Origin of the sequence: Gottfriedia acidiceleris, assembly GCF_036421055.1 — a bacterium.
GTDB classification, from domain to species: Bacteria; Bacillota; Bacilli; order Bacillales; family Bacillaceae_G; genus Gottfriedia; species Gottfriedia acidiceleris_C.
Window position 1 is genome coordinate 30,774 of sequence record NZ_JAZGQS010000018.1, and the last position, 24,131, is coordinate 54,904.

The window sequence follows — 24,131 nt, forward strand, 5'->3', positions numbered from 1 at the left end:
GCTATGTCTGATGTAAGTTCGATGGTTGGTCCAATTATTATTGGAATTATTGTTTTATTTGTTGTGTTACTTTTGTTATCAAGTATTCGTATTGTTAGACAATCTGAAGTATATCTAGTAGAACGTTTAGGGAAATTCCATCGTAAATTAGAGAGTGGAATACACGTTGTAATGCCGTTTGTTGAACGTGTGGCTAGTAAAAAAACATTACGTGAGACTGTCGTAGATTTTCCACCGCAATCAATGATTACAAAAGATAATGTTAGTATCCAAGTAGACTCAGTTGTCTTTTATCAAGTAACTGATGTTGTGCGTCATGAATACGAAATTGCTAATCCACTGTCTGCAATTTCTAATTTGACTGCTACTACTTTACGTAACTTAATAGGTGAATTAGATTTAGATGAAACTTTAACAAGTCGTGATACAGTTAATAATAAACTCCGTGCAATTCTAGACCAAGCAACCGATAAATGGGGAATGAAAGTTAATCGTGTAGAAATCCGAAATATTATTCCACCTATTGATATTCAAAATGCGATGGAAAGACAAATGCAAGCAGAACGTACACGTCGCGAAAAAGTATTAAATGCACAAGGTGAAAAAGAATCAAAAATCCTGAAAGCAGAAGGGGAAAAGCAATCAAAAATTCTTGAAGCAGAAGGGGAACGTTTAAGCCAAGTTGAAAAAGCACGAGGAGATAAAGATTCTCAAATTTTACGCGCTGAAGGGGAAGCAGAAGCAATTATTAAACTTGCTGAAGCGAAAGCTAAAGGGGAGCAACTTGTGTTAGATGTTTGGAGAAATGCAGAGCCGACTAAAGAAATGGTTCAATTGCGTTCAATGGAAGCGTTAGAAAAAGTAGCTTACGGTCATGCTTCAAAACTTGTTATTCCGACAGACGCAACAAAGCTTTTAGGGATGGTTGAAAGTGTAAAAGAAGTTATTAAATCTGATAAAACAGAATAAAAAAATCCCCTTAGCAATCATGTTAAGGGGATTTTTATCATTTAAGTATAGCTAAAAAGTTACTCAACCATTATGGTATTTATACATCCATAAGATTCCAGACTTTATTAATCTTGGAACACGGCCGATTAATGGGCGTTCATTGAATAGTCCAAAACCATGTTTTTTACCTAATGATCCCATAATACCTTTTAATTTAATTTTAGGCATTTCTTCTGGAAGGTCTTCACCTTTCCATTTTTTTTGTAAGACCATAACGATTTGTTCTGCTTGAGCTTCCGCAAGCTGTGCAGAAGGTGCATATGGTAATGATGCACAATCTCCAACTACATAAACATGCTCATCGTTTGGGATGTGATGATATTTCGTTACAACGATTCTTCCTGTATTGTCTTTTTCTACATCTAAATTGCGAACAACTTCAACAGGTTGAATTCCCGCTGTCCAAATAACAGCGTCACAATGAATTTCATCATCATGGTTAAATAAAGTATTTTTCTCAACTTTTGTAATGTTCGAATTGCTAACAATTTTAACATCGTGCTCAATAAACCAGTTTTGTACATAATAACTAAGTTTTTCTGGAAACATTGATAAAATTCGGCTTCCACGATCAAAAAGTAATATTTGTAAATCGCTTCTACTTTCTCTTAATTCACTAGCTACTTCTACACCACTTAAACCAGCACCTACAACACCGATTACTGAATTAGGAGGTAGACTATTTACATTTTCATAAGCGTTTCTTGTTTTTTCAATTGTTTGAATACTATAAGTATGTTCCGGTGCACCAGGTACATTATGGTATTTATCCTCACAACCTAAACCGATAATTAAATCATCATAAGAAACTGATTTTCCATTGCTTAATTCTACTTTCTTGTTTGCCGTATCAATTGTAGTAATATCGCCATATACAACCTTTAATTTTTCATGAGTTGGTAATGGTATTCTAATGTGTTGCTCTGGAACTGTACCTGCAACTAATGCATAATACTCAGTTTTAAAGCAATGAAAAGAATTTCGATCAATCAATGTGATATGAACATCCTCAGGTAAATCAGATGTTAATAGACGTGACAAAGCACGAATATTTCCATATCCGGCACCTAGTAATACGAGGTTTTTCATAGTTGATGTTCCCCTTTTGTTTTATTAGCGTTGAATGAAAAAATTTTTCTATTTTTCGACAATTATATTATATATATTTTATGTTAAAATAACAACGCCTAACTCAGTAAAATAAAGCTCATTCCATTTATTCTCAAAAGGATTGACGTTTTGATAAAAAAAGAGTAACTTTATGAGGAGCAAGGAGTGAAAAATAGTGAGACCATTAGTCGAATTTTGTATAAAAAACCTATCAGACGGTGCACAAAAAGCTTTAGAACAGCTTGAACGTGATCCAAATCTAGACATACTAGAATATGGCTGCCTTGGATATTGTGGAAAATGTAGTCTATCACTTTTTGCACTAGTTGAAGGCGAAGTAGTTACTGGAGAAACGGCAACCGAGTTAGTAGATAATATTTATATTTTCTTAGAAGAAAATATGTTAATATAAGAAGCACTGTTAATAATTAACAGTGCTTTTTCTATATTTCGAGCTATTTCAACAATATTTTTCTCTTCCTTATAAACCGTTTTACATCCCTCGATGATCATTCCATAATTTAAATAATTCAACTATTACTATTCTTCAAATAGATTACTTTAACCAAAATTATTTTTATTACGTACACTATTTTTAATTAATAACTAAATTAAAACAAAAAAATGAGCATTCACCTAAGTGAAGCTCTTAAAATGTTTCTATATCGAGAAACGGGGGATGTTCTTATTGTGCTCAATTCATTTAAATTTTATACTTGTATTAATAAAAAAAAATAAGGAGTCATGAAAATGAATTCTTTTAGATATACAAAAATGCATGGATTAGGAAATAACTATATTTATGTAAATATGTTTAAAGAAAATTTAAGAGAAGAAGAGCTTTCTAAACTTGCAGTTGAAGTTTCAAATATTAATACAGGTATTGGCAGTGATGGAATGATTTTAATCTGTCCATCAGAAGTTGCAGATGTAAAAATGCGAGTATTTAATAATGATGGGTCAGAAGCTAAAAATTGTGGTAATGGTCTGAGATGCGTAGCAAAATATGCGTATGAACATGGAATTGCAAATAATACTTCATTTAAGATTGAAACGATCAGTACAATAGTTGAAGCAACAGTACATGTAGAAAATAATATTGTTAGTCAAGTAACAGTAAATATGGGGAACCCAATATTCCAAAGGTCTCAAATCCCAATGATAGGTGATGACCAGGAATATGCTAAGGACAGAATTTTGTTTGAAGAAAAAAGCTACGAATTTTCAGCAGTTTCGATGGGAAATCCACATGCTGTTTTTGAAGTAACTGATATAAAAAAGGCACCATTAACAACTTTAGGTCCAATTGTGGAAAAACATGATTTATTTCCTGAAAGCGTAAATGTTGAATTTATCGAATGTTTGCCGCATAATGAGATAAATTTCGTTGTATGGGAGCGAGGTTCTGGTGTAACTCAGGCCTGTGGAACAGGAGCCTGTGCTGCAGCAGTCGCTATGATACAAGAAGGCAAATATAAACGAGATGAACCGATAACTGTTCACCTGCAAGGTGGAGATTTACAAATTACTTGGTCTACTGATGGGGATGTATGGATGAAAGGCCCAGCAGTTACAATAACAGAAGGCATATACTATACTCAAAGAGGAGTGAAATAAATGATTACAGTTACTGAACAAGCAGGTTTGAAAATTAAAGAAATGATTGAAAACGAAGAAGATCAAAACACTTTTGTTCGCTTAGGAGTAAAAGGTGGAGGTTGCTCTGGACTTTCATATGGACTTGGTTTCGATCCACAAAAAAATGATGATGACACAGAATTAGAATATTATGGCATCAAGTTTTTAATTGATAATGAAAGTGCTCCTATTTTAAAAGGAGTTGTAATTGATTTCAAAGAGTCATTACTAGGCGGAGGATTTACAATCGATAATCCAAATGCGATTGCTTCATGTGGTTGTGGTTCAAGCTTTAGAACAGCTACAAATGCAGGTACACCTGAGGAGTGCTAATTCAGACTGCCCGCCAAACGCGCGCTTTCTTCGTTGCTGCGCTTTGTCTAACATGAATAGAATAGGATACTTTTGTATCCTATTTTTTCTATTATACAAACTAGGCAAAATTCTTAATTGTTAATATTTTTACAAATTCGGGGTAAATTATTGAATCTTTTTTGAAGTTGTGTACTATTATATAGTGTAGATAAAAATTTGAATTGGTTTATTATAAAGTTGGTTGTGAAATGGTTCACGAATTGCGTTGTAGATTGTTCAATGTATCACAAGTTAAATTAAAAGAAGACTACCATAAAAAGACAGTCCCTTTCATTCAAATTTTTAGAACATTGAAGAACTATGACCTGGTTGTACTTTCGCAGTTGGATCGATATATGTTTTAGCATTGTTAATTGCTGTTGGTGCTTCACCAAAACCAGAAGCAATTAGCTTAACTTTACCATCATAAGTACATATATCACCAGCAGCATAAATACCAGGAATATTTGTTTCCATGCGTGAATTAACAACAATATTATTCTTTTCAATGTTTAGGCCCCAGTTTTTAATTGGTCCTAAAGAAGAAACAAAACCATAGTTAACGATTACATCATCAACTTCGAATTCAATGCGCTCTTTTGTTTTTGTATTTTGAAGTACAACTTTTTCAATACGCTTTTCACCAACGATACTAACAGGAACATAAGGAGTAGTTACTTCTATTTTAGAGTTCATTAAGTTTTCGACGCTATGCTCATGAGCTCTAAATTTATCACGACGGTGAACTAGTATTACTTTTTCAGCGATTGGTTCAAGCATTAATGACCAGTCTACAGCAGAATCTCCACCGCCGAAAACAACAACTCGTTTACCAGCAAATTTATTCATATCATCTACGAAGTAATGTAAGTTTGCTTTTTCAAACTTTTCAGAACCATCAATTTCTAGTTTACGTGGTTGGAATGCACCATTTCCTGCAGTGATGATAATAGCTTTTGTATAATGCTCAAAACCATCATGACAAACTAAATGGAATACTCCATCTTCACCTTTAGTAATTGATTGAACTGATTGCTCTAAACATACGGTAGGATTAAATTTTTTCATTTGCTCTCTTAAGTTATTAATTAACTCTTGAGCACGAACTTTTGGGAAGCCAGCTACATCATAAATGTATTTTTCAGGGTAAAGTGCAGATAATTGACCACCAAGCTGAGGTAAGCTTTCAATAATTTTTACACTTGCTTGACGCATTCCACCATAAAAGGCAGTGAATAAACCAATTGGTCCTCCACCAATAATCGTAATATCATATACTTTTTCGTCTTTCATAAACGGAATGTCCCCCTCATGTATAAATGCATGGCATCTATAATAAAATAATATCATATTTTATGCTGATAAAATTTAAATATGGCAATTAAAACATCGTAGAAATTTTTCTAAAATATGAGGTGTGGATCAGAAATATAACTAATTTAACTTAATATTTAGATAATTCTACCGTTTAGATTTATGCTTGAAATCTTACACAAAAAACTTTAATATTGTTATAGGCTAATTGTTAACATTTTGTGACAATTATTACGAAATATTTAGACAAATTTCCCTAATTAATCGTTTGCTCACTTATGTACTAATTTTATAATGTATTAGATTGCTCACTATTGAGCTTAGTTATAAATTTAGAGATATTACGGCAAATTGTAGGCACTTAATATAATTTAAAAGGATGGTATGTATATCATGAATAAGCCTAAGATTGTAATCCTTGGAGCTGGGTACGGTGGAATTATTACTGCAACTCGACTTCAAAAAACATTATCTGCAAATGAAGCGGACATTACATTAGTAAATAAAAATAGTTACCACTACCAAACGACTTGGTTACATGAAAATGCGGCAGGTACATTACATCATGACCGTACACGCCTTGACATTAAAGACGTGATTAACCCAAGTAAAGTTAACTTTATCCAAGATACTGTTACTCAAATTAAACCAGAAGAAAAGAAAGTTATTCTTTCTAACGGTGAATTAAACTATGATTATTTAGTAGTTGGTCTTGGTTTTGAGTCAGAAACATTTGGAATTAAAGGTTTAAAAGAACATGCATTCTCAATTGCAAGTATCAATGCTGCTCGTCAAATTCGTGAGCATATTGATTATAGCTTTTCTAAATATTACAACACACCAGCTGAAAAGCGCGATGAGTTATTAACAATTATCGTTGGTGGTGCAGGATTTACAGGTATCGAATTTGTTGGGGAACTTGCAAACCGCGTGCCAGAACTATGTAAAGAATATGATATCGATCGTGATTTAGTTCGTATTATTTGCGTAGAGGCTGCTCCAATGGTATTACCAGGTTTTGATCCTGAATTAGTTGACTATGCAGTTTCTCAATTAGAGAAAAAAGGCGTAGAATTTAAAATTGGTACAGCTATTAAAGAATGTACTGAAGATGGAATCATCGTTGCAAAAGGTGATGTTGAAGAGAAAATCAACTCTGCAACTGTTGTTTGGGCTGCAGGTGTACGTGGAAATGAATTAGTAGAGCAAGCTGGCTTCGAAGCTATGCGTGGACGTGTAAAAGTTACAAAAGATATGCGTGTTCCAGGATATGATGACGTATTTATCGTAGGTGATTCTGCTTTATTAATTGACGAATCAAGTAACCGTCCATACCCACCAACAGCACAAATTGCAATTCAACAAGGATTTAATGTTGCACACAACTTAGCTGTATTAGTTCGTGGAAAAGGTGAACTTGAAGAGTTTACACCAGACATTAAAGGTACAGTATGTTCATTAGGACATGATGATGCAATTGGAGTAGTATACGGTAAAAAATTAACAGGTTGGAAAGCTTCATTTATGAAAAAAGTAATCGATAACCGTTACTTATTCTTACTTGGTGGACCAATGTTAGTTCTTAAAAAAGGTAAATTAAACTTTCTATAAGCATATTAGCTCGACTTAAGTCGAGCTTTTTCTTTATATATTAAGTCAGAAACAAATTGGCAGCTGTGAAGAATTCTTGCTGTAGTTATTCATTTTAGAATTAAGTATTAGTGCAACTACGCCGCTGTCTTCACCTAAAAGCTCGCCAATAAACGAGTTTTCTTTATGGTAAAGGTGGTCATAAAAGATGAGTAAAAGAAGCAATGTATGGCTAGGGGTAGCTGGTTTAGTGAAAGACTCTAACGGAAGATGGTTAGTTGTAAAGAAAAAATATAGTGGCTTAAAAGGTTTATGGTCTTTACCAGCAGGTTTTGTAAAACAAGATGAAACTGTTGACCAAGCAGTTTTAAGAGAGATTAAAGAGGAAACAGGTGTAAATGGAAACTTAATAGGTTTGATCGGTGTTAGAACTGGGGTTATTCGAGAAGAAATTAGTGATAATATGTTAATTTTCTTATTACAGGCAGATGATACAACGATAACGATTCAAGAAGAAGAGTTATCAGATGCACGTTTTATTTCTGAAGAAGAGCTAGTAAAAGATCCTACATCTTCATTACTAATTAAATATTTAATTGAAAATCCCCCAAATATACCAATGAATGTAGTTAAAGGTTTAAACCCAGGAGATCAATTCCAATATACAACCTATCACTTTATCAAATAATTTTTAAATAATTTGAATTTTTTTAAAATTGACGATAGGACAAGAAGGTTTTACACTGTATATAGAAAAAATGTGGGGTGTTTTTATATGGTGATGAGTATTCCAGTTTTACTAATTTCAATTTTATTATTTTTCGTATTAGCTTTTGGAATCGGTTTCCTTGCAAATATGCTTTTTCGAACAACGTGGTTTATGGTGGTAATCTATCCACTATTAATCGTTATGATTGTGGACAAGATTAGTACTGTAAAATATTTTACTAATACTACTGTAGCTTTTGAGACATTAAAAACAAACTTATTAGCAGTAGGTACTGGTGATATTGTTATTTTAACAGCTGGTTTAGTAGGGGCAATTATGTCAGGAGTAGTAATCCTTTCATTAAGAAAAAATGGATATCAAATGTTTTAACTTCTAACTTTCTCATAATGAGAAAGTTTTTTTTATAATTTTTTTATTTTAGGGAAAGATGAAAAGATGAAAAGGAGTGAAATGATTCATTGGGTATAAATAAAAAATTATTTAGACGTGTTATTTTATCTATTTTATTCATTATTGCTTTGTTTTCTTCTTTAAAAATCCTTGCAAATATACAAGACGCTACTATAAAAGGCTGGTTTAGTGATTTAATTACAATAAATAAAGTATTTGCTGAAGAAAATAAAAAGATCACAAATGAGAGCATAATGATTACGATGGCAAAAAACATCGAGCATAATACGAATTGGAATAATTATAAAAAGGTAACAGTTACTGCAACTGGTTATACAGCTGGAAGAGAATCCACAGGAAAAAGTCCTAAAGATCATTCATATGGAATTACTTATTCAGGTGTGGAAGTAAGAAGAGATTTATTTTCAACAATTGCAGCCGACTTAAACGTATTTCCAATAGGAACAGTATTATTTATTCCTGGGTATGGATATGGAGTTGTAGCTGATAAAGGTGCAGCAGTAAAAGGGAATCATTTGGATTTATATTTTCAAACTGTTGGAGATGTATTTGAGCATTGGGGAAAGAAAAAATTGGCTGTTTATATAATAAAGCAGGGATCCGGAAGATTTACTGAATCAGATCTTAAAGACTTGAATGAACAAAACTCATTACAAGTATTTAGACAGCAATCAAAGAATCAAATTGGAGAATAGATTATGGAAAAAATAAATTATAGCTTAATCATTAATGCACCAATCGAAGCTGTTTTTGAAGTTGTTGATTCAGATGAGCATATAAAAAAGTGGATGGATGGTTTCATAGAGAATAAGTATGACGAAAATTTTAACAGAGAAAAACCAGTTGGTCATAAGTTTAAGCAAAAGTTAGAAGAAGATGGGGAAATTCGAGAATATGATGGTGAAATCATCTCGTATAGCCCGCCAAAAGAATTAGGCATTCGATTAAAGCATCCTAATTTTACAGCTGACGCAGTCTATCGCTTTTTTTCTGTTGAATCAAATCAAACCCGAATAGATTATGAATGTAGCTTAGAAATGTCTTCAGTAGTAGCTAAAATGACTGGCTTCATATTCAGTTGGTTTACTAAACGAATTGTAGTAAAACAAATGAGTAGTTTAAAAGAATATGCGGAAAAGCGATTTGATGGTGTACTATAAAACCATGCCCCTTGCATTAATTGCAAGGGGTTTACAACGTTAATAGGATATTTAATTTTAATAAAAGGAAAATCTTTTCATTATCTCGAATTTAAAATAAGTAAAATTTTATAATAAAATAGAAATTGTTCAACATAATCTTTTGTTCAAACAGCTTTGAAGAAATCAGAGTTGTTTAAAGTAATGGAGAGGCGGAGGAGTAATGGAAGAGAAAATGACATTAATGCATGCTTTAGGCATGAGGATAGAGTCTGTTGAAGAAGGCAAAGTAGTGATGAAAATGGAGGTAACGGAAAAAGTACATCAACCGTTTGGTTATTTACACGGTGGTGCTTCAGTTGCGTTAGCTGAAACAGTTGCGAGTGTAGGAACGTTTTCGATGATTGATCAAGAGAATCAACTTGCTTTTGGCCTTGAAATAAACGCAAATCATTTACGATCTGTTCGTGACGGTGTCGTAACAGCAATTGGAACTGTAGTACATACAGGTAAAACGACAATGGTTTGGGATATAAAAATTTACTCCGAGGATGAGCAGTTAGTTTGTATCTCGAGATGTACAGTTGCGATTAAAGATAAACGAAATTAACAAAAAAGAGCTGCTAAATTACAATTGTAATTTAGCATTTTTTTATGACCGAGGATATCAAACTAATGACACTTGGTAAATTGATCGGTCAGGTTTCTTAAATATTAAAATGTAATTTAAATGTTATTTCTAAAAAGAAAAAATAGAAACTCATCAATTTTATCATAAACTTATGGTAAAATAATTAAGTTGTGTATATTAAATTTCGAAGATAAGTGAGACATCCTCTATTTAAGGATTTAGAAATTTCTTGAGATAGAGAAGAAAGGAGACATTCGATGAAAAATATATATTACACAGGCTTTAATGCACTTTTATCAATTATTATGTTTACGGTCGCCATTACATTAAACTTCTTTCAAATGACTATAAACTTTTTATCAGTATCTGGTATTTTACAACCACTTACAGATCTACTTCCAGAGAAGGAAATTAGAATCCTTACATTTCTAGGTATAGCATTTCTTTTCTATTTAGTTTTAAGTGGATTCAAATTAATTTCTGATATGATCTGGCAATTTGCGCTACTACTATTCTCAAAGGACAATGAAGGAGTAGACTTATTAGCAACCAAGAAATATTCTTTTGTCTTTTTAATAGGTGGATTAATTGCTATCTTTTTAAATAAATCTTTAGTGTATATTGCTATTATTTTAATCGTATCAGTAATTGCATTTTTTATTTTATTTTTAATCAAGCAAAGATCTAACTATACAATTGTAGGGGTAATTGGTTTTATAATGATCCAATTAATTATTTGGGGATTAGTAGGAAGCGGAGTTGTATACGGCGCTTTTACAGTTCTAGCTAAATTTAAAACTTCAATGCCATTTTAAAAAAAGTAGCACTTTTGATAATCTCAAAAGTGCTACTTTTTTGTTTATAGATTAATATAATTGGCCATTTACAACGATATTTTGCCATATGCGTTGAGTAGGCGGATAAGAATAGTTTTTTGGAATTGGAATTCTTTGTTTATCATTACCGATCCACGTACCAATTGTATAATTTGAAGTTAATCCCATGAACCATAGATTCGTATTATCGTTCGTTGTACCTGTTTTACCACCAATATAGTGTAACGGCATATAGATATGTTTAGCTGTACCATCTTTTACTACGGAGTTTAACATGCTTCTCATCGTTTCGTTCGTTGATGGATTGTAAACACGAATTGCTTTAGGTTCATTATCGTATAATACGGTACCATCTCTTAACGTGATTTTTTTAATAGCGGTATTTTCATAGAATACCCCATTGTTTCCAAAGGTAGAATATGCATCTGTCATTTCTAATGGTGACATACCAACATTGAAGCCACCAAGGGCACGACCAAGCTCTACACGATCTTCACCTGTAATCGTTCTAAAACCAAACTTATCTAAGTATGAATATCCTACACGTGGTGTAAGTTGCTCATATAATCGAACTGCAGCCGTATTATATGAGTTCTGCATGGCAGTTCGTATCGTTACGTCCCCATATTCTTTTTTACTATCATTTTTAGGACAATAGGTGCCTTTACAGTAGTTATCTGCATTTACTTTCGTATCTGGAGTCGCCCCAAAGGTTTCAATATATGGCGCATAAACTAGTAAAGGTTTAATGGTTGAACCTGGTTGTCTATATGATTGGAATGCTCGATTTAGATTATGAGGTTCATAGTTTCTTCCACCAGAAATTGCAATAATTTCATGAGTATCATTTTTTACTACAACTGCTGCGCCTTGTGTACTTGTTGAGAGCGTTCCCCGATTAACTGCGTTGACTGTCACTTGTTGTACTGATGGGTTTAAGCTTGTATAGACTTTTAAGCCTTGATTTTGTAGATATAATGCTCTCTCTTGAACAGTTTTTAATTTTTTTAATTCAGTTTGTTGTGCTGCTGATAGCTTGCTAGTATTAAATTTACCCTTTTTACCAGCTAAGATACTTTTCAGTTCAGAATCTACGTAAGAATAGTAATCAGGATATTCCTGTGTTTTACTATCTTTCTTTAACGTGATTTTTTCTTTCATTGCAGCAGTATACTGTTGTTCAGTGATTTTCCCCTGATCTCTAAGAATACCTAAAATTCTTTCTTGACGCTTTTTAGCATTATTAAAGTTTTTCAAAGGATCATATAAAGTTGGGTTATTTGGAATTGTACATACAAAAGCTGTTTGAGCAATACTCAAATCTTTTGCCGATTTGCTAAAATATGCTTTACTTGCAGCTTCAATCCCATAGTTGCGATTTGCAAAATAAATTGTATTAATGTACATTTCTAAAATTTCATCTTTAGAGTATTGCTTTTCAAGTTGTAAAGAGATTTGAATCTCTTTTATTTTGCGTTCGACTGTACGTGCTTGAGTTAAATATAAGTTTCTTGCAAGTTGCTGTGTAATTGTACTAGCTCCCTGTTCTATTCCACTATTCGAAACATTCACCATAAATGCCCTAGCAACTCCAAATAAATCAATACCCTTATGTGAATAAAAATATCGATCTTCGGTAGAAATAAAGATATCTTTTACTAGTTGCGGAATTTCACCGCTTTTTAAATTAATTCTATTATCACCAGAAGCAGGAATATAAAAAGGATTATTATTTCGATCATAAAAAACACTGTTCTGTGATAAAGAAACAACAGGCAGTTCTTCTACCTTCTTTTTGGGAATATGTTTTGAGGTCTCATATGCCATCATAGCTTGCTGAGATGTGAAATAAAAGACAAGAAAGCTTATTATAATAATAATAAAACCAATAATTTTTTTCATAATAGCCCTCTATATACTTTCTATTTTTTATTCGTTTAAAGAATTAATTAAACGAACGATATTATTTTAACACGATTTTTCATCTTGATGGGTATCTTATGTTATTTTTTACACAAATTGGTTGTATTAATAAACTAAGGAATAAAGTTGAAAATAGGAAATTTGTCTTACTTGAATATTCGTTAATCATATAAGACAATAAATAAAAATCAGAAAATTTATTTTTCTGGAGGTGAGGAAATGAAAGAGCAGTTCCTGTTTATTGATTTTGAATTTACAATGCCTGATGGAAAATCAAAAGGAATTAAATTTTTTCCGGAAATCATTGAAGTTGGTTTTGTAAGTGTGATTAATGATGAGATTAATCAAACATATTCTTCATTTGTTAAACCGCTGCAATTTCCAACGTTATCCTCAAGATGTAAAAGGTTTCTAAATATTTCTCAAGAAAATGTCGATCATGGAATACAATTAAAGGAACTTGGAGAAATCTTAAATGAAGCGACCAAAAACTATAGAACCACAGTAATTACTTGGGGCAATATGGACATGAGAGTATTAAAACATAATTGCGAGGCTGCAAATATATCATTCCCAATTAATGGGGAAGTAAGAGACTTATGTCTTGAGTATAAAACCTTCTTCGGTAACCAAAATCAAACTGGCCTTTGGAACGCAATGAAAGAGTATGGAAAAGATGGGACTGGAAATCACCACAAAGCACTAGACGATGCATTAACAACATATCATATTTATAAATTAGTAGAAAAAGATAAGCAATACATGAAAAAACCTGCACCAGCAACTTTAGGAGACTTAATTGATTTTTCATTACTAAAGAAAAGAATATCTTCATACTAAAAACCAATTGATTTTAAATCAGTTGGTTTTTATTTTTGTTGAAAGAGGGATTTAGATCAAAATTCAAAAGTTGATTGGAACGAATGGATAATCGACTCCTATGGTAGATGTAGGAAGTGTGAGACCCCGAAGGAACGATGAGGGTTACCTCATGCCCCTTGGAATGCGAGCTTCCCGTAGTGTAAATCTAAAAGACACAATATAATTATCAATGATAATCTTATACAATTCTTCATTTTACTTTGATTATTAAAGAATACTTTGTATAATTGGCAGTGGGAGTGATGGGACGATGATGGAGTTTTTATATTTTCCTGAAGATAAAACAGAGTATATACCTGCCGTTATTTCATTAATTATTTTTATGATTGGTGCATTTATAACTTTTTATTTAATTAAAAAGGCATCGCAAAAAGAAGAGAAGCGTATTACAGAATTAATGGAATCAAAAGAAAAAAAGTCATTACGTGAATAAAATAATTCAAAATGGGGACTTACTAAGGAAGGTCTCTTTTTTTTGGAATTACATCACATTTTTATCACATTTTTGTGATAGATTTATTTTTGTGAATTTAGTAGCTACAGACTAACTCAAATCTGCTCATCAGTGTATTTAAAATATGAACTAGATCGATCTAAAATTTAAGATCTGTATAAATTTAGCAGAATCTTAGGAGGTAATACAGATGAAAAAATTATTAAGTCTATTAATTGTAAGCATGATGATTACTGCAGGATGTTCAAACGAGAAGAAGAAGGAACCAGTAGTTGAAAAACCTGTTGATGTAAATATACTTCTGCCGACATCGGATATTAATTTAAATAAAGAAATTACAATACGTGCAGAAGTTAGTCAAAATAATAAAGCAGTTTCTGACGCTGACGAAGTTCAATTTGAAATTGGTAAAAATGGTGAGGATAGTATTGCCATGCTTGATGCAAAAAATGGTGCAGATGGTATTTATTCAGCTACATACAAATTTACTGATCCAGGAGATTACTATGTAATTGCCCATGTTACTGCTAGGGATCAACATTCAATGCCGAAAAAGGATTTTACAGTTCAAACTACTACCTCTACTAGTGATAATGGTGAAAAGAATGAGCATAAAAATCACAGTGGGGATGATCATCATGGCGATGTAATGATTCATTTAATGGGCACTGAAAATATTGTTGCAAATAAAGAAAATCTCTTTACGATTCATCTTATGGAGAATGATGGTAAACCGCTTGAAAAAGCGAACGTGCGAATTGAAACATGGAAAGATGTGCAAGGAAAGCATGACTTTACTGATGCAAAAGAAGTTGCGCCAGGTGAATATGAAGTTAAGTATACCTTTAAAGAAAAAGGAACAAATACAGTAAAGGTTCATGTCGAAAAAGAGAAACTACACGACCATACTGAAAAAGAGGTCAAAGTAAATTAAATAATAATGAAGGCTATCCGATCTTTGATGAATAGAAGGATAGCCTCTTTTATATGAAAGTTTGAAGTCAATCGTTACTAACTGATATCGGTTTTATGGGGGTGAATAGTTTGAGAAAGATTTCAATCTTCAGCACGATTTTACTTTTCTTATTTTGTACTGGTTGTATGCCAAATAAGATGTCACATATTAAGGATTCGGAAAATGTCCTTATTTCAGTAAATAAAAAAGTGGGAAGTTTAACGTTCCTAAATTTAGATGACTTACATAAAGTGACAGATTGGAAATTAAATCGAGATGTTAGTGGGGCTGTATTATTACAAAACGGAGAAGATATTGCTGTATATCATCCAACAGATCCAAAAATAGATATTTATCATCTTTCAACAGGGAATCATGTCGATAGTTGGAATGCTGGTACTGGTATTACTAATATAATTTCTTTAAAAAGTAAACAAGTGATTGCTGTAACGAATGGAAAAAAGAATAACATTATATTTTTTAATCGTAAGGGTAAGGTTCTTAAAAAAATTAAAATAGGTAAAAATCCAATTTCGATGGTTGAAGATACGATTCATCGTAAATTATTTGTTAGCTTGTTTAACGAGAGAAAAGTGATTGGTATTAACTTGGATCGTTTTAAAATTGAACAAACGATCGAAGTGCCGTACACATCAGTAGGCTTAATATTAAACAAAGATTCATCTGAACTTTTTGTTGGGGGACATGGAAATGGTGAAGTGGAAAATGAGGACGTAAAAGTCTATTCAACGATTACTGGAAAGCAACAAAAGTCTCTTCATACGCCATTAATGCCTATTTCATTTTTTCAAAATGAAGATGGATTATTTACGATCGCCCATGGAACAAATCAAATTTATAAGCTAAATCCGAATGTAGTTAATCAGATTAAGTTTACTGAAGTTGGATCGAATCCATATACGGCTATTGGTTTTAAACATACTGCGTATGCAGCTAGCTATGATTTAAACAAGTTATACCAAATAAATACGACAACGATGAAAATTGAAAAAGAAGTTGCAGTAGGAAGAGGACCTTTTCAATTATTGTTAAGAGAGGGCATTCGTCATGATTGAAAGAAAGATATTAATTGTTGATGATGAACAAGAAATTTGCCAATTGGTTGGAATGTATTTAGAAAATAGTGGATATAGTTGGGACGAAGCAAACAATGGTGAGAACGCATTATCAAAAATAAGTAAATCAAACTATGATTTATTAATTTTAGATATAATGATGCCAATAATGGATGGATGGACCCTTTGTAAAAAGATTAGGGAAACATCGAATGTACCTGTGATTTTCTTAACTGCAAAAGGTGAAGAGTGGGATAAGGTTAATGGATTAAAAATGGGAGCGGATGATTATATCGTAAAACCATTTAGTCCTGGCGAATTAATTGCAAGAGTAGATGCAGTTTTAAGAAGAACGAAAAATTCGGATGCTTCCGTTTTACAGATTGGCCAAATTAAAATAAATGAAAAGTCTAGGAATGCTTTTGTATCGGACAAACCTTTATCACTTACTTTAAAAGAATATGATTTGCTTCTATTCTTTTGTAAGCACCAAGACCATGTATTTAGCCGTGAACAAATTTTAGAAAAAGTTTGGGGTTTCGATTATTTTGGTACAGCTAGAACAGTTGATACTCATATAAAAACATTAAGAATTAAATTAGGACAGGATGCAGATTATATTTCTACGGTTTGGGGTGTAGGGTATAAATTTGGGTTAAACGGATGAGGAAATTACTCTATTCATTATCGTTTTTACAAAAACTATGGTTAACGATCTGTTTAATCGTAATCTGTACAACAATCTTTTTCTTTTTAATGTTTCAGTTTGCATATAAACAATTATATGTTTCGTATGTTCGTTCCACTTTAATTCAAGAAGGTACAAGTTTAGTAAAACATTATCATAAAACGAATAATGTTAATGACTTTTCGGAGTTTGTTTCAAAATTTGATGCTGTTTCAAATGCAAATGTTTTATTTATTAGTAATCCAAGAGATTTAAGTGCATGTATCCCATATAATGTAAGCCACGAATCTTTCATTACTGAAGATGATCGTGAAACTTTATTAAAAGGAAAATTAATTACTAAGACAGGATTTGAAAAAAGATTTAAGCATCAAATAATCGGTGTTGTGGTACCGGTTGTAAAAAAAGAAAAACTTGAAGGGATTATATATTTACACTTACCTTTAAGGAGTGTTACTGAATTAATCCAACAATCAAAATGGATCTTTATGATTAGTACATTGTTATTTGCTTTCATTATCCTTTTAATTGGCAGAAGTATAATAAAACAAATGATTAAGCCTTTATCAAGAATGGAGCAAATATCTTATAAAATGGCAAATGGTGATTACACCGAACGTATACAGTACGATAGTGGTGATGAAATAGGAAAACTAGCTATTGCGTTTAACTCGATGTCTGATTCTTTACAAAAAGAAGATGAAAATAGAAAAGAGTTTTTAGCCAATGTTTCACATGAATTAAGAACGCCGTTAAGTTATGTTAAAGGATATAGTGAAGCAATTTTAGATGGTGTAATAAAACAAGAACAACAACTAAAATATGTTGGTATCATTCAAAAAGAGGCTAGTCGTATGCAAAGATTAGTTAGAGATTTACTTGATTTGGCCACATTAGATGGTCAGCAATTTCCACTTAGTCAAGAACCTAACGTAATTGCTCAGCTAATTGAAGATACAATTGAAACATATTCTCAGATCCTCATTAAACGTAATATTAAAATTCAAAAGAATTTAGATGAGACGATTATCGCAAACGTTGACCCGGATCGTTTTCAACAGGTAATCCACAATTTACTAGATAACTCAATTCGTTACACACCTACAGGTAAAACGATTTATATAACACTATTTCAAGATAAACAAGTCACGTTGGAAATTTTAGATGAAGGAAAGGGGATTCCTTCTGAAGAGATTCCTCATTTAGGAGAAAGATTTTATCGAGTCGATAAAGCAAGATCTAGAAACGAAGGTGGAACCGGATTAGGACTTGCCATCGTAAAGCATATTATTGACCAACATAATGGTAAGATAAAATTTATGAATATAGATGGCAAAGGCTTGAAGGTTATTATTACTTTGCCGATATTTGAAATATAATAAATATGGAAAAAGAGTCCCAATTCGAGGACTCTTTTTCTTATACAAAATTTGAAATACGTTCATAAATATGTTCAGGAATTTCTTCAGGAATTAAGTGTCCTGCTTCAGGATAAGTATATAATGTTGAGTACCTTAAATCACGATGCAATCTTTGGCCTACTTCTAATGGAACTACTTTATCTTTTTCACCCCAAATTAATAGAGTAGGTACAGATATACTTTGTAAATCTTCAGGACTTAAATCACCTTCTCGGTCGCGAATCATCTTTGTTAATGCCCTGAAAATTTCATCTTGCATAAAAGGTTCTTTATATCCGTTTATCATCTCATCATCGATCAACTTCTGATTATGAACAACTGAAATTAGTGAGTTCATAATACCTTGTTTAGCTAAATGCCTTTTAATATATAGATAGAAAAAAGGAAAATATGATGAAATGATTAAATGGGGATTTGCCCTTCCTAAATAACCAGAACTACATAATAAAATCACTTTTTTTACAAGCTCGGGTTCTTTTTTTGTTACATATAAAGCAATCTGTCCACCCATAGAATGTCCGACTAAATAAATGTTTTGTAAATTTAAATGATTTACAAGTGAGATAACCACATTCGCAAAGTTATCATACGAATATTTAAAATTTAAATGTTTTCCACTTTTACCAAACGGAGGTAGGTCAATTACGACAACAACATGATCTTTTGAGATAAAAGGGATTAGTCTTCGGAAACTGAAGCAAGATGATAAAAAACCGTGAATTAATACAAATACTTTTGAATCTTGCTTGTGGCTATTATGGTAACCGTAAAGTTCATAATAAACATCAAGTCCAGAAACCTTATATGTTGACTGCATTGTTCCAGAATGATTCATCATCCAAACTCTCCTTCTTAGTTTTTGGATTATTATGTCCAAACGGAAGGAATACATTCTTTAGATATGGTCTGTATATCACCATATGTTATGCAAATCGCTAAAATACTTTTAAATTATAAGTTTTTCGTCAATTCTAAATAGAGACAAGTATTTATTTAAAATAATTGAAATAGCCCAACCTTTAAAGTGACTATAATTAAGTAAAGGGATTTTAAAAAAGAAGTGCCATTTATGAGTAGTAAGCAAACTTTAAAAGTTGGTCTGTGTGTGCTAAAATTTAGTTAGTGGAATTGAACGAAAATTAGGAGTGTTTTGAATGGCACAAAACTACAATATTGGAAAAGTTTACACTGGTAAAGTAACAGGGATTCAAACGTATGGTGCCTTTATTTCACTTGATCACCAAACACAAGGACTAGTACATATTTCCGAAATTATTAATGGATATGTTCGCGATATTCGAGACTATATTTCTGTTGGGCAATTAGTAAATGTACGTGTACTGTCTATTGATGAGATGACAGGAAAAATAAGTTTGTCTTTAAAAGGAGCAAGTATCGATCAAGGATTTAATGGTGACGAGAACTTAAAACATGCAGCTAGACTATTAAGAGAGCTTAAACCAGATGGATTTAGCACCCTGCATAAAAAATTAAATGAATGGCTTCGCGTTGAGATGAAGAAAGAAAATATGACGAATTAAAAAGGAAGGGAAATTACCCTTCCTTTTTAATTCTAGAAAAGTATAGATAAGAGACTAAATTCGTCTGCAGTTTATCTTACTTCATTTGTTTCAGGATGTGTTCCTAGCTCTTCTGAAGGTTTAAATAATAAGCCAAGGTTAATTAATCCTGAAATACCAACGATACCATAAATAATTCGAGCAAATGCAGAATCTGCACCACCAAAAATTGCTGCAACTAAATCAAATTGAAAAAATCCAATTAACCCCCAGTTTATAGCCCCAATAATTGTAAAAATAAGTGCAATACGTTGTAATGTACTCATATAGGTTAACCTCCTTTTTTATGACCTTCTATAATATCTTTCCTCATTTACTTTTGTTTATGTACTTAAAAACAATTATAGAAAAAGTCTTTTTATTTTTTGTTAATTTTTTCACATAAATATAATCGTATTTACTTGCTTTCAATTATTTAATTAGGTACATTGTAAAGGTATTACAACTATTTAAGGAGGTTTGATGTATGACTTCTCATATAAAATTTGACTATTCAAAAGCAAAAATGTTTTTTCAAGATCATGAAATATCCTATTTAAGGGATGCAGTGAAATTATTTCACCATACAATTCATGAAAAAACAGGTGCAGGCAGCGACTTTCTAGGATGGGTAGAGTTACCTAATGACTATGACAAAGAAGAATTTTCTCGAATTCAAAAAGCAGCAGAGAAAATTAAATCAGATTCAGACGTTCTTTTAGTAATTGGTATTGGTGGATCTTATTTAGGTGCACGCGCTGCAATTGAAATGTTGCAACACTCATTTTTTAATATTGCTTCTAAAGAAGAAAGAAAAGCACCTCAAGTTTTCTTCGTAGGAAATAATATTAGTTCTACATATATGCATGATTTAACTCAAGTTTTAAAGGATAAGGATTTTTCTATTAATGTGATCTCAAAATCTGGGACAACTACTGAGCCAGCGATTGCGTTCCGTATTTTTAGAAAGCTGTTAGAGGAAAAATATGGTGTTGAAGAAGCTAAACATCGTATTTATGCTACAACAGATAAAGCACGTGGAGCATTAAAAACTGTTGCTGATGAAAAAGGATATGAAACATTTGTTATTCCTGACGATGTAGGTGGACGTTATTCAGTATTAACTGCAGTAGGTTTACTACCGATTGCTGCAGCGGGTATTGATATTGAACAAATGATGAAGGGTGCACAAGATGCATATAAAGAATACAACTCTTCAGAATTAGAAGATAATCAAGCTTATCAATATGCAGTTGTTCGAAATGTTTTATACAATAAAGGTAAAACAATAGAGATGCTTGTTAACTACGAACCATCACTACAATATTTTGGAGAATGGTGGAAGCAATTATTTGGAGAGAGTGAAGGGAAAGACCAAAAAGGTATCTATCCATCTTCAGCAAACTTCTCAACTGATTTACATTCTCTGGGACAATATGTACAAGAAGGTCGACGTGATTTATTTGAAACTGTTTTATCAGTTGAAAATCCTCGCCATGAATTAACAATTGAACTTGAGGATAACGACTCTGACGGATTAAATTATCTTGCTGGTAAAACTGTAGATTTTGTTAATAAAAAAGCTTTTGAAGGTACGATCTTAGCTCATGCTGACGGTGGAGTACCAAATCTAATTGTTTCATTACCAAAATTAGATGAGTATACTTTCGGTTACACAGTATACTTTTTTGAATTAGCTTGTGCAATGAGTGGATATTTACTTGGTGTAAATCCATTTGATCAACCAGGTGTTGAAGCGTACAAGAAAAACATGTTTGCATTATTAGGGAAACCAGGATTTGAAGAACTAAAAATGCAATTAGAAGAACGCCTAAAATAATACTAATAAAAAACCGTTGTTAAATTGACTTTAACAACGGTTTTTTTTATTGAAATTAAAATTAATATTCATGTTTTTACTTAATAAGAAAATACTATTGAAAAAGGAGGAGAAAAGCATGTATCCTTTAAAGTCAAAATTAGAGAATGCAATATTTCCGCTTAATGACATTGAGGGGAAATTAAAAAATCATGGATTTGTAATTGGAGCAAACTGGGACTATGATCATGGGAGCTTTGATTTATTAATGCAGGATGATGACGGGTATCAATATCTAAGATTACCTTTTAATGTTACTTCAGGTTCGTTAGATATGAATGGGGCTGTTATACAATTTGAGACTCCCTTTTTATTAACTCATATTTATAATGAGGGGCTAGATGATAATGTTGGTATAGAGGGGAATTTAACTGGATCATTAAACCAGTTCCAAGAACCAATTGAAAAAGATGGTAAAGTTCCTAAAAAATATCAAATAAAAGGGTTTGAAATTCTTAAGAGAATTGAGGATGAACTTTTATAAAAAAAAGAGCCAAATCTTTAGGATTGGCTCTTTTTTAAGCATACTTATTAAGTAAGAGAGATAAGAAAATCATCTTTTGCAATCTTAATACTTTTATCCGGTCTAATGATTGTTTGTTGATTACGGATGATTCCAATAATCATTTTATCGTTGTTTAATTCTTCAACTACAATATCGAAATAAAATTTTCCAATCATTTTTTGTTCAACTTCCAATATTTTTACTGTAAAGTTTTCTAATTGATTTGTTAACTTAAGTACAACATCTGAATATCCTTTATGCATAATCGAACCTGACATGACAAAGGAAGTCAACAAATGCGCTTCAATTATTTCATCGGCTCCAGCTCTAGTTGCATTAATGACTTGATTTTTGGTTAAGATTTCTGCGATACAGTTAATTGATTGGTTAAGACCTTTTGTAGCGATGATTGTTAAAATTGTTTGCATATCGGCATCTTGCTCATTTTTATTTTGATCAGCTGTAATTAGGATTGTATTGGCAAATTTTATATTTGCTTTTTCTAAAACAGAGTCATTAGAGGCTGAGCCTTTTACAAAATGCACCTTTTCTAAATTAGGAGGTAATAACTCTAAACTTTCATCAATTAATACAATATACACCTGGTTTGAAGATGCGCGTAATTGTTTAATAACATTTTTAACTCGTTCATTCCAACCTACTATTATAATATGGTTCTTTTTCGTAAATGTAAGTGTGCCTCTAAAATCCGCATCTTGGTTCCTAAATGTTTGTGCCGTGAATGAAATCATATAATAAGAACCAAATCCAGTACCTAGTAAAATTAATATAACTGCAAAAAAACGTCCAACTGGAGTTAGAGGTACGTAATCACCGTAACCTACTGTAAATGTAGTTACTATTGACCACCACATACCATCCCAAACAGTTGGAAAAGTAAATGGCTCAGCGAAATGGATGATTGATCCGAAAATAGCAATGATCGATAATAAAATTAATGTAATTTTTAATAGTGTATAGGATTTGAAATAGATAGGTTGGTTACGAAATAATTTCAAGCTAATACCTCCATCGCAATTTCGTAACACTTATTTTTACCAATTAGCAATAACTTATCACTACTATATACTTTCTATTTCAATTCCACGGATGTTTTTTATTTGTTCAATATTATAATAAATTTCTGTCGTTCTTCGTTTATTAAAGACTAATAATTTCATTTGTACATAATGTTCATCATTATTTAATCCTTTTATTTTAATATTTTTAACTGTAATATCTTGAGCAGTTATTTGATCAATGACAATATTTATATTTTCGCTTCCTAATACAGTTAGTTTTAAACTTATATCTCTTTCTTTTAATCTTTTAGGACCAAGCTTGTTAATTAAGTAAGGAATTAATTCTACACTTATTATTAATAACCCAACCCCTGCAAAAGCTTCGGCGTAAAAGCCAGCCCCAACAATGATTCCGATACCCGATGCGCCCCAAATCATAGCAGCTGTTGTTAATCCAGCTATCGTATCATTCCCTCTTCGGAGAATTACACCGGCTCCAACGAAACCGATTCCTGATACGATTTGAGCTGGTAAACGTAACGGATCCATTGTTATATTTAAATAATCACTTCCATGAAATGAAAAGGCTGAACTAATAGATACAATTGTTAATAGGCAACTCATTATTGAAATAACAAGGCATGTCTTTAATCCAAGAGGTTTTCTTTTTAACTCTCTTTCTAAACCAATAACAGAACCTAGCATTGCTGATATTAGTAATTTTATGAGGATATCTGGTTGTAGATCCATTTTCTAAACCCCTTTTCTATATAGTTTATGGCTAATTCGACATTGTGTATTATACTTCCTTCGTACTATATATAATTTTTTTGTCATTTATAAAAAAAAAAATGAAAAAAAGGCTTGTCATATACTAAATGGGATGTTATATTTATATACGTCGCCAAGATGGTCCGACAAAAAACGAAACGAAGTAATAAAAAATAAAAAAAATGTTGACTCACTGTTGAAGAGATGTTAATATGAAAAAGTCGCAAATGAC

At 32.0% G+C, this 24,131-nt stretch carries 27 protein-coding genes; 20 read left to right on the plus strand and 7 right to left on the minus strand.

The features are described 5' to 3' along the window. The first annotated feature begins 3 nt into the window (after positions 1 to 3). A complete protein-coding gene (locus RAH41_RS20345) occupies positions 4 to 969 on the plus strand; it encodes an SPFH domain-containing protein (protein ID WP_331225110.1) in 966 nt (321 codons plus the stop codon). Between the two features lie 63 nt (positions 970 to 1,032). Here the strand turns inward: RAH41_RS20345 and RAH41_RS20350 are convergent, their stop codons facing one another. Beyond that, complete coding sequence (locus RAH41_RS20350; RefSeq protein WP_331225112.1) at positions 1,033 to 2,100, minus strand: NAD(P)/FAD-dependent oxidoreductase; 1,068 nt, start codon at positions 2,098 to 2,100, stop codon at positions 1,033 to 1,035. Positions 2,101 to 2,296: 196 nt separating this feature from the next. On the opposite strand from RAH41_RS20350, the gene RAH41_RS20355 reads away from it, so the two are divergent. From RAH41_RS20355 to RAH41_RS20365, 3 genes are all read left to right on the plus strand, one after another. Beyond that, positions 2,297 to 2,533 carry a YuzB family protein gene (locus tag RAH41_RS20355; RefSeq protein WP_216853911.1) on the plus strand — a complete coding sequence of 79 codons (237 nt, stop codon included), beginning with the start codon at positions 2,297 to 2,299 and terminating at the stop codon, positions 2,531 to 2,533. Positions 2,534 to 2,871: 338 nt separating this feature from the next. Beyond that, positions 2,872 to 3,738: a diaminopimelate epimerase gene (dapF, locus tag RAH41_RS20360; RefSeq protein ID WP_331225114.1), complete on the plus strand. Its 867-nt coding sequence runs from the start codon at positions 2,872 to 2,874 to the stop codon at positions 3,736 to 3,738. Next, positions 3,739 to 4,092: an iron-sulfur cluster assembly accessory protein gene (locus RAH41_RS20365; RefSeq protein ID WP_331225116.1), complete on the plus strand. Its 354-nt coding sequence runs from the start codon at positions 3,739 to 3,741 to the stop codon at positions 4,090 to 4,092. Between the two features lie 324 nt (positions 4,093 to 4,416). Here the strand turns inward: RAH41_RS20365 and RAH41_RS20370 are convergent, their stop codons facing one another. Continuing rightward, entirely contained in the window at positions 4,417 to 5,406 is a 990-nt protein-coding gene (locus RAH41_RS20370) for an NAD(P)/FAD-dependent oxidoreductase (protein WP_331225117.1), read from the minus strand. Positions 5,407 to 5,820: 414 nt separating this feature from the next. Between RAH41_RS20370 and RAH41_RS20375 the strand changes: the two genes are divergently transcribed. From RAH41_RS20375 to RAH41_RS20405, 7 genes are all read left to right on the plus strand, one after another. Further along, on the plus strand, positions 5,821 to 7,038 hold the full coding sequence (locus RAH41_RS20375; protein WP_331225119.1) for an NAD(P)/FAD-dependent oxidoreductase: 1,218 nt from the start codon (positions 5,821 to 5,823) through the stop codon (positions 7,036 to 7,038). 187 nt (positions 7,039 to 7,225) lie between these two features. Beyond that, positions 7,226 to 7,705, plus strand: a complete 480-nt coding sequence (locus tag RAH41_RS20380) for an NUDIX hydrolase (RefSeq protein ID WP_331225120.1) — start codon at positions 7,226 to 7,228, stop codon at positions 7,703 to 7,705. A 93-nt stretch (positions 7,706 to 7,798) separates the two neighbouring features. Then, a complete protein-coding gene (locus tag RAH41_RS20385; RefSeq protein ID WP_331225155.1) occupies positions 7,799 to 8,116 on the plus strand; it encodes a YuiB family protein in 318 nt (105 codons plus the stop codon). An 89-nt stretch (positions 8,117 to 8,205) separates the two neighbouring features. After that, positions 8,206 to 8,853, plus strand: a complete 648-nt coding sequence (locus tag RAH41_RS20390) for a 3D domain-containing protein (protein ID WP_331225122.1) — start codon at positions 8,206 to 8,208, stop codon at positions 8,851 to 8,853. 3 nt (positions 8,854 to 8,856) lie between these two features. Next, positions 8,857 to 9,318, plus strand: coding sequence for an SRPBCC family protein (locus RAH41_RS20395; protein WP_331225124.1), 462 nt, complete (start codon positions 8,857 to 8,859; stop codon positions 9,316 to 9,318). A gap of 202 nt (positions 9,319 to 9,520) precedes the next feature. Next, positions 9,521 to 9,907: a PaaI family thioesterase gene (locus RAH41_RS20400; RefSeq protein WP_331225126.1), complete on the plus strand. Its 387-nt coding sequence runs from the start codon at positions 9,521 to 9,523 to the stop codon at positions 9,905 to 9,907. Positions 9,908 to 10,185: 278 nt separating this feature from the next. Beyond that, positions 10,186 to 10,743 carry a DUF5366 family protein gene (locus RAH41_RS20405; RefSeq protein ID WP_331225127.1) on the plus strand — a complete coding sequence of 186 codons (558 nt, stop codon included), beginning with the start codon at positions 10,186 to 10,188 and terminating at the stop codon, positions 10,741 to 10,743. Between the two features lie 51 nt (positions 10,744 to 10,794). On the opposite strand, the gene RAH41_RS20410 is transcribed toward RAH41_RS20405, so the two are convergent. Beyond that, on the minus strand, positions 10,795 to 12,666 hold the full coding sequence (locus RAH41_RS20410; RefSeq protein WP_331225129.1) for a transglycosylase domain-containing protein: 1,872 nt from the start codon (positions 12,664 to 12,666) through the stop codon (positions 10,795 to 10,797). A 240-nt stretch (positions 12,667 to 12,906) separates the two neighbouring features. Between RAH41_RS20410 and kapD the strand changes: the two genes are divergently transcribed. The 6 genes from kapD (at position 12,907) to RAH41_RS20440 (ending at position 18,121) form a co-directional block, all read left to right on the plus strand. Next, on the plus strand, positions 12,907 to 13,527 hold the full coding sequence (kapD, locus tag RAH41_RS20415; RefSeq protein WP_331225130.1) for a 3'-5' exonuclease KapD: 621 nt from the start codon (positions 12,907 to 12,909) through the stop codon (positions 13,525 to 13,527). A gap of 292 nt (positions 13,528 to 13,819) precedes the next feature. Beyond that, entirely contained in the window at positions 13,820 to 14,002 is a 183-nt protein-coding gene (locus RAH41_RS20420) for a hypothetical protein (protein ID WP_331225132.1), read from the plus strand. Positions 14,003 to 14,213: 211 nt separating this feature from the next. After that, a complete protein-coding gene (locus tag RAH41_RS20425; protein WP_331225133.1) occupies positions 14,214 to 14,957 on the plus strand; it encodes a FixH family protein in 744 nt (247 codons plus the stop codon). Positions 14,958 to 15,067: 110 nt separating this feature from the next. Next, complete coding sequence (locus RAH41_RS20430) at positions 15,068 to 16,054, plus strand: hypothetical protein (protein ID WP_331225134.1); 987 nt, start codon at positions 15,068 to 15,070, stop codon at positions 16,052 to 16,054. Next, positions 16,047 to 16,721, plus strand: coding sequence for a response regulator transcription factor (locus tag RAH41_RS20435; protein ID WP_331225135.1), 675 nt, complete (start codon positions 16,047 to 16,049; stop codon positions 16,719 to 16,721). Before RAH41_RS20430 ends, RAH41_RS20435 begins: the two co-directional genes overlap by 8 nt. Next, positions 16,718 to 18,121: a sensor histidine kinase gene (locus tag RAH41_RS20440; protein ID WP_331225137.1), complete on the plus strand. Its 1,404-nt coding sequence runs from the start codon at positions 16,718 to 16,720 to the stop codon at positions 18,119 to 18,121. Before RAH41_RS20435 ends, RAH41_RS20440 begins: the two co-directional genes overlap by 4 nt. A gap of 40 nt (positions 18,122 to 18,161) precedes the next feature. Here the strand turns inward: RAH41_RS20440 and RAH41_RS20445 are convergent, their stop codons facing one another. After that, positions 18,162 to 18,998, minus strand: a complete 837-nt coding sequence (locus tag RAH41_RS20445; RefSeq protein WP_419471635.1) for an alpha/beta fold hydrolase — start codon at positions 18,996 to 18,998, stop codon at positions 18,162 to 18,164. 319 nt (positions 18,999 to 19,317) lie between these two features. Here RAH41_RS20445 and RAH41_RS20450 point away from each other — a divergent pair, with 319 nt between their 5' ends. Continuing rightward, positions 19,318 to 19,704, plus strand: coding sequence for a CvfD/Ygs/GSP13 family RNA-binding post-transcriptional regulator (locus tag RAH41_RS20450; RefSeq protein ID WP_056468646.1), 387 nt, complete (start codon positions 19,318 to 19,320; stop codon positions 19,702 to 19,704). 71 nt (positions 19,705 to 19,775) lie between these two features. On the opposite strand, the gene RAH41_RS20455 is transcribed toward RAH41_RS20450, so the two are convergent. After that, positions 19,776 to 20,009, minus strand: coding sequence for a DUF378 domain-containing protein (locus RAH41_RS20455; RefSeq protein ID WP_056468643.1), 234 nt, complete (start codon positions 20,007 to 20,009; stop codon positions 19,776 to 19,778). 200 nt (positions 20,010 to 20,209) lie between these two features. Between RAH41_RS20455 and RAH41_RS20460 the strand changes: the two genes are divergently transcribed. Beyond that, a complete protein-coding gene (locus RAH41_RS20460; protein ID WP_098428654.1) occupies positions 20,210 to 21,562 on the plus strand; it encodes a glucose-6-phosphate isomerase in 1,353 nt (450 codons plus the stop codon). A gap of 118 nt (positions 21,563 to 21,680) precedes the next feature. After that, the gene (locus tag RAH41_RS20465; protein WP_331225141.1) at positions 21,681 to 22,085 is read left to right on the plus strand and encodes a YugN-like family protein; all 405 of its coding nucleotides are present in this window, start codon (positions 21,681 to 21,683) and stop codon (positions 22,083 to 22,085) included. A gap of 47 nt (positions 22,086 to 22,132) precedes the next feature. Here RAH41_RS20465 and RAH41_RS20470 read toward each other — a convergent pair whose 3' ends face one another. Beyond that, positions 22,133 to 23,125: a potassium channel family protein gene (locus RAH41_RS20470; protein ID WP_331225143.1), complete on the minus strand. Its 993-nt coding sequence runs from the start codon at positions 23,123 to 23,125 to the stop codon at positions 22,133 to 22,135. A gap of 63 nt (positions 23,126 to 23,188) precedes the next feature. Continuing rightward, positions 23,189 to 23,878 (minus strand): MgtC/SapB family protein, encoded by a 690-nt coding sequence (locus tag RAH41_RS20475; RefSeq protein ID WP_331225146.1) that lies wholly within the window; start codon positions 23,876 to 23,878, stop codon positions 23,189 to 23,191. Positions 23,879 to 24,131: the final 253 nt, after the last annotated feature.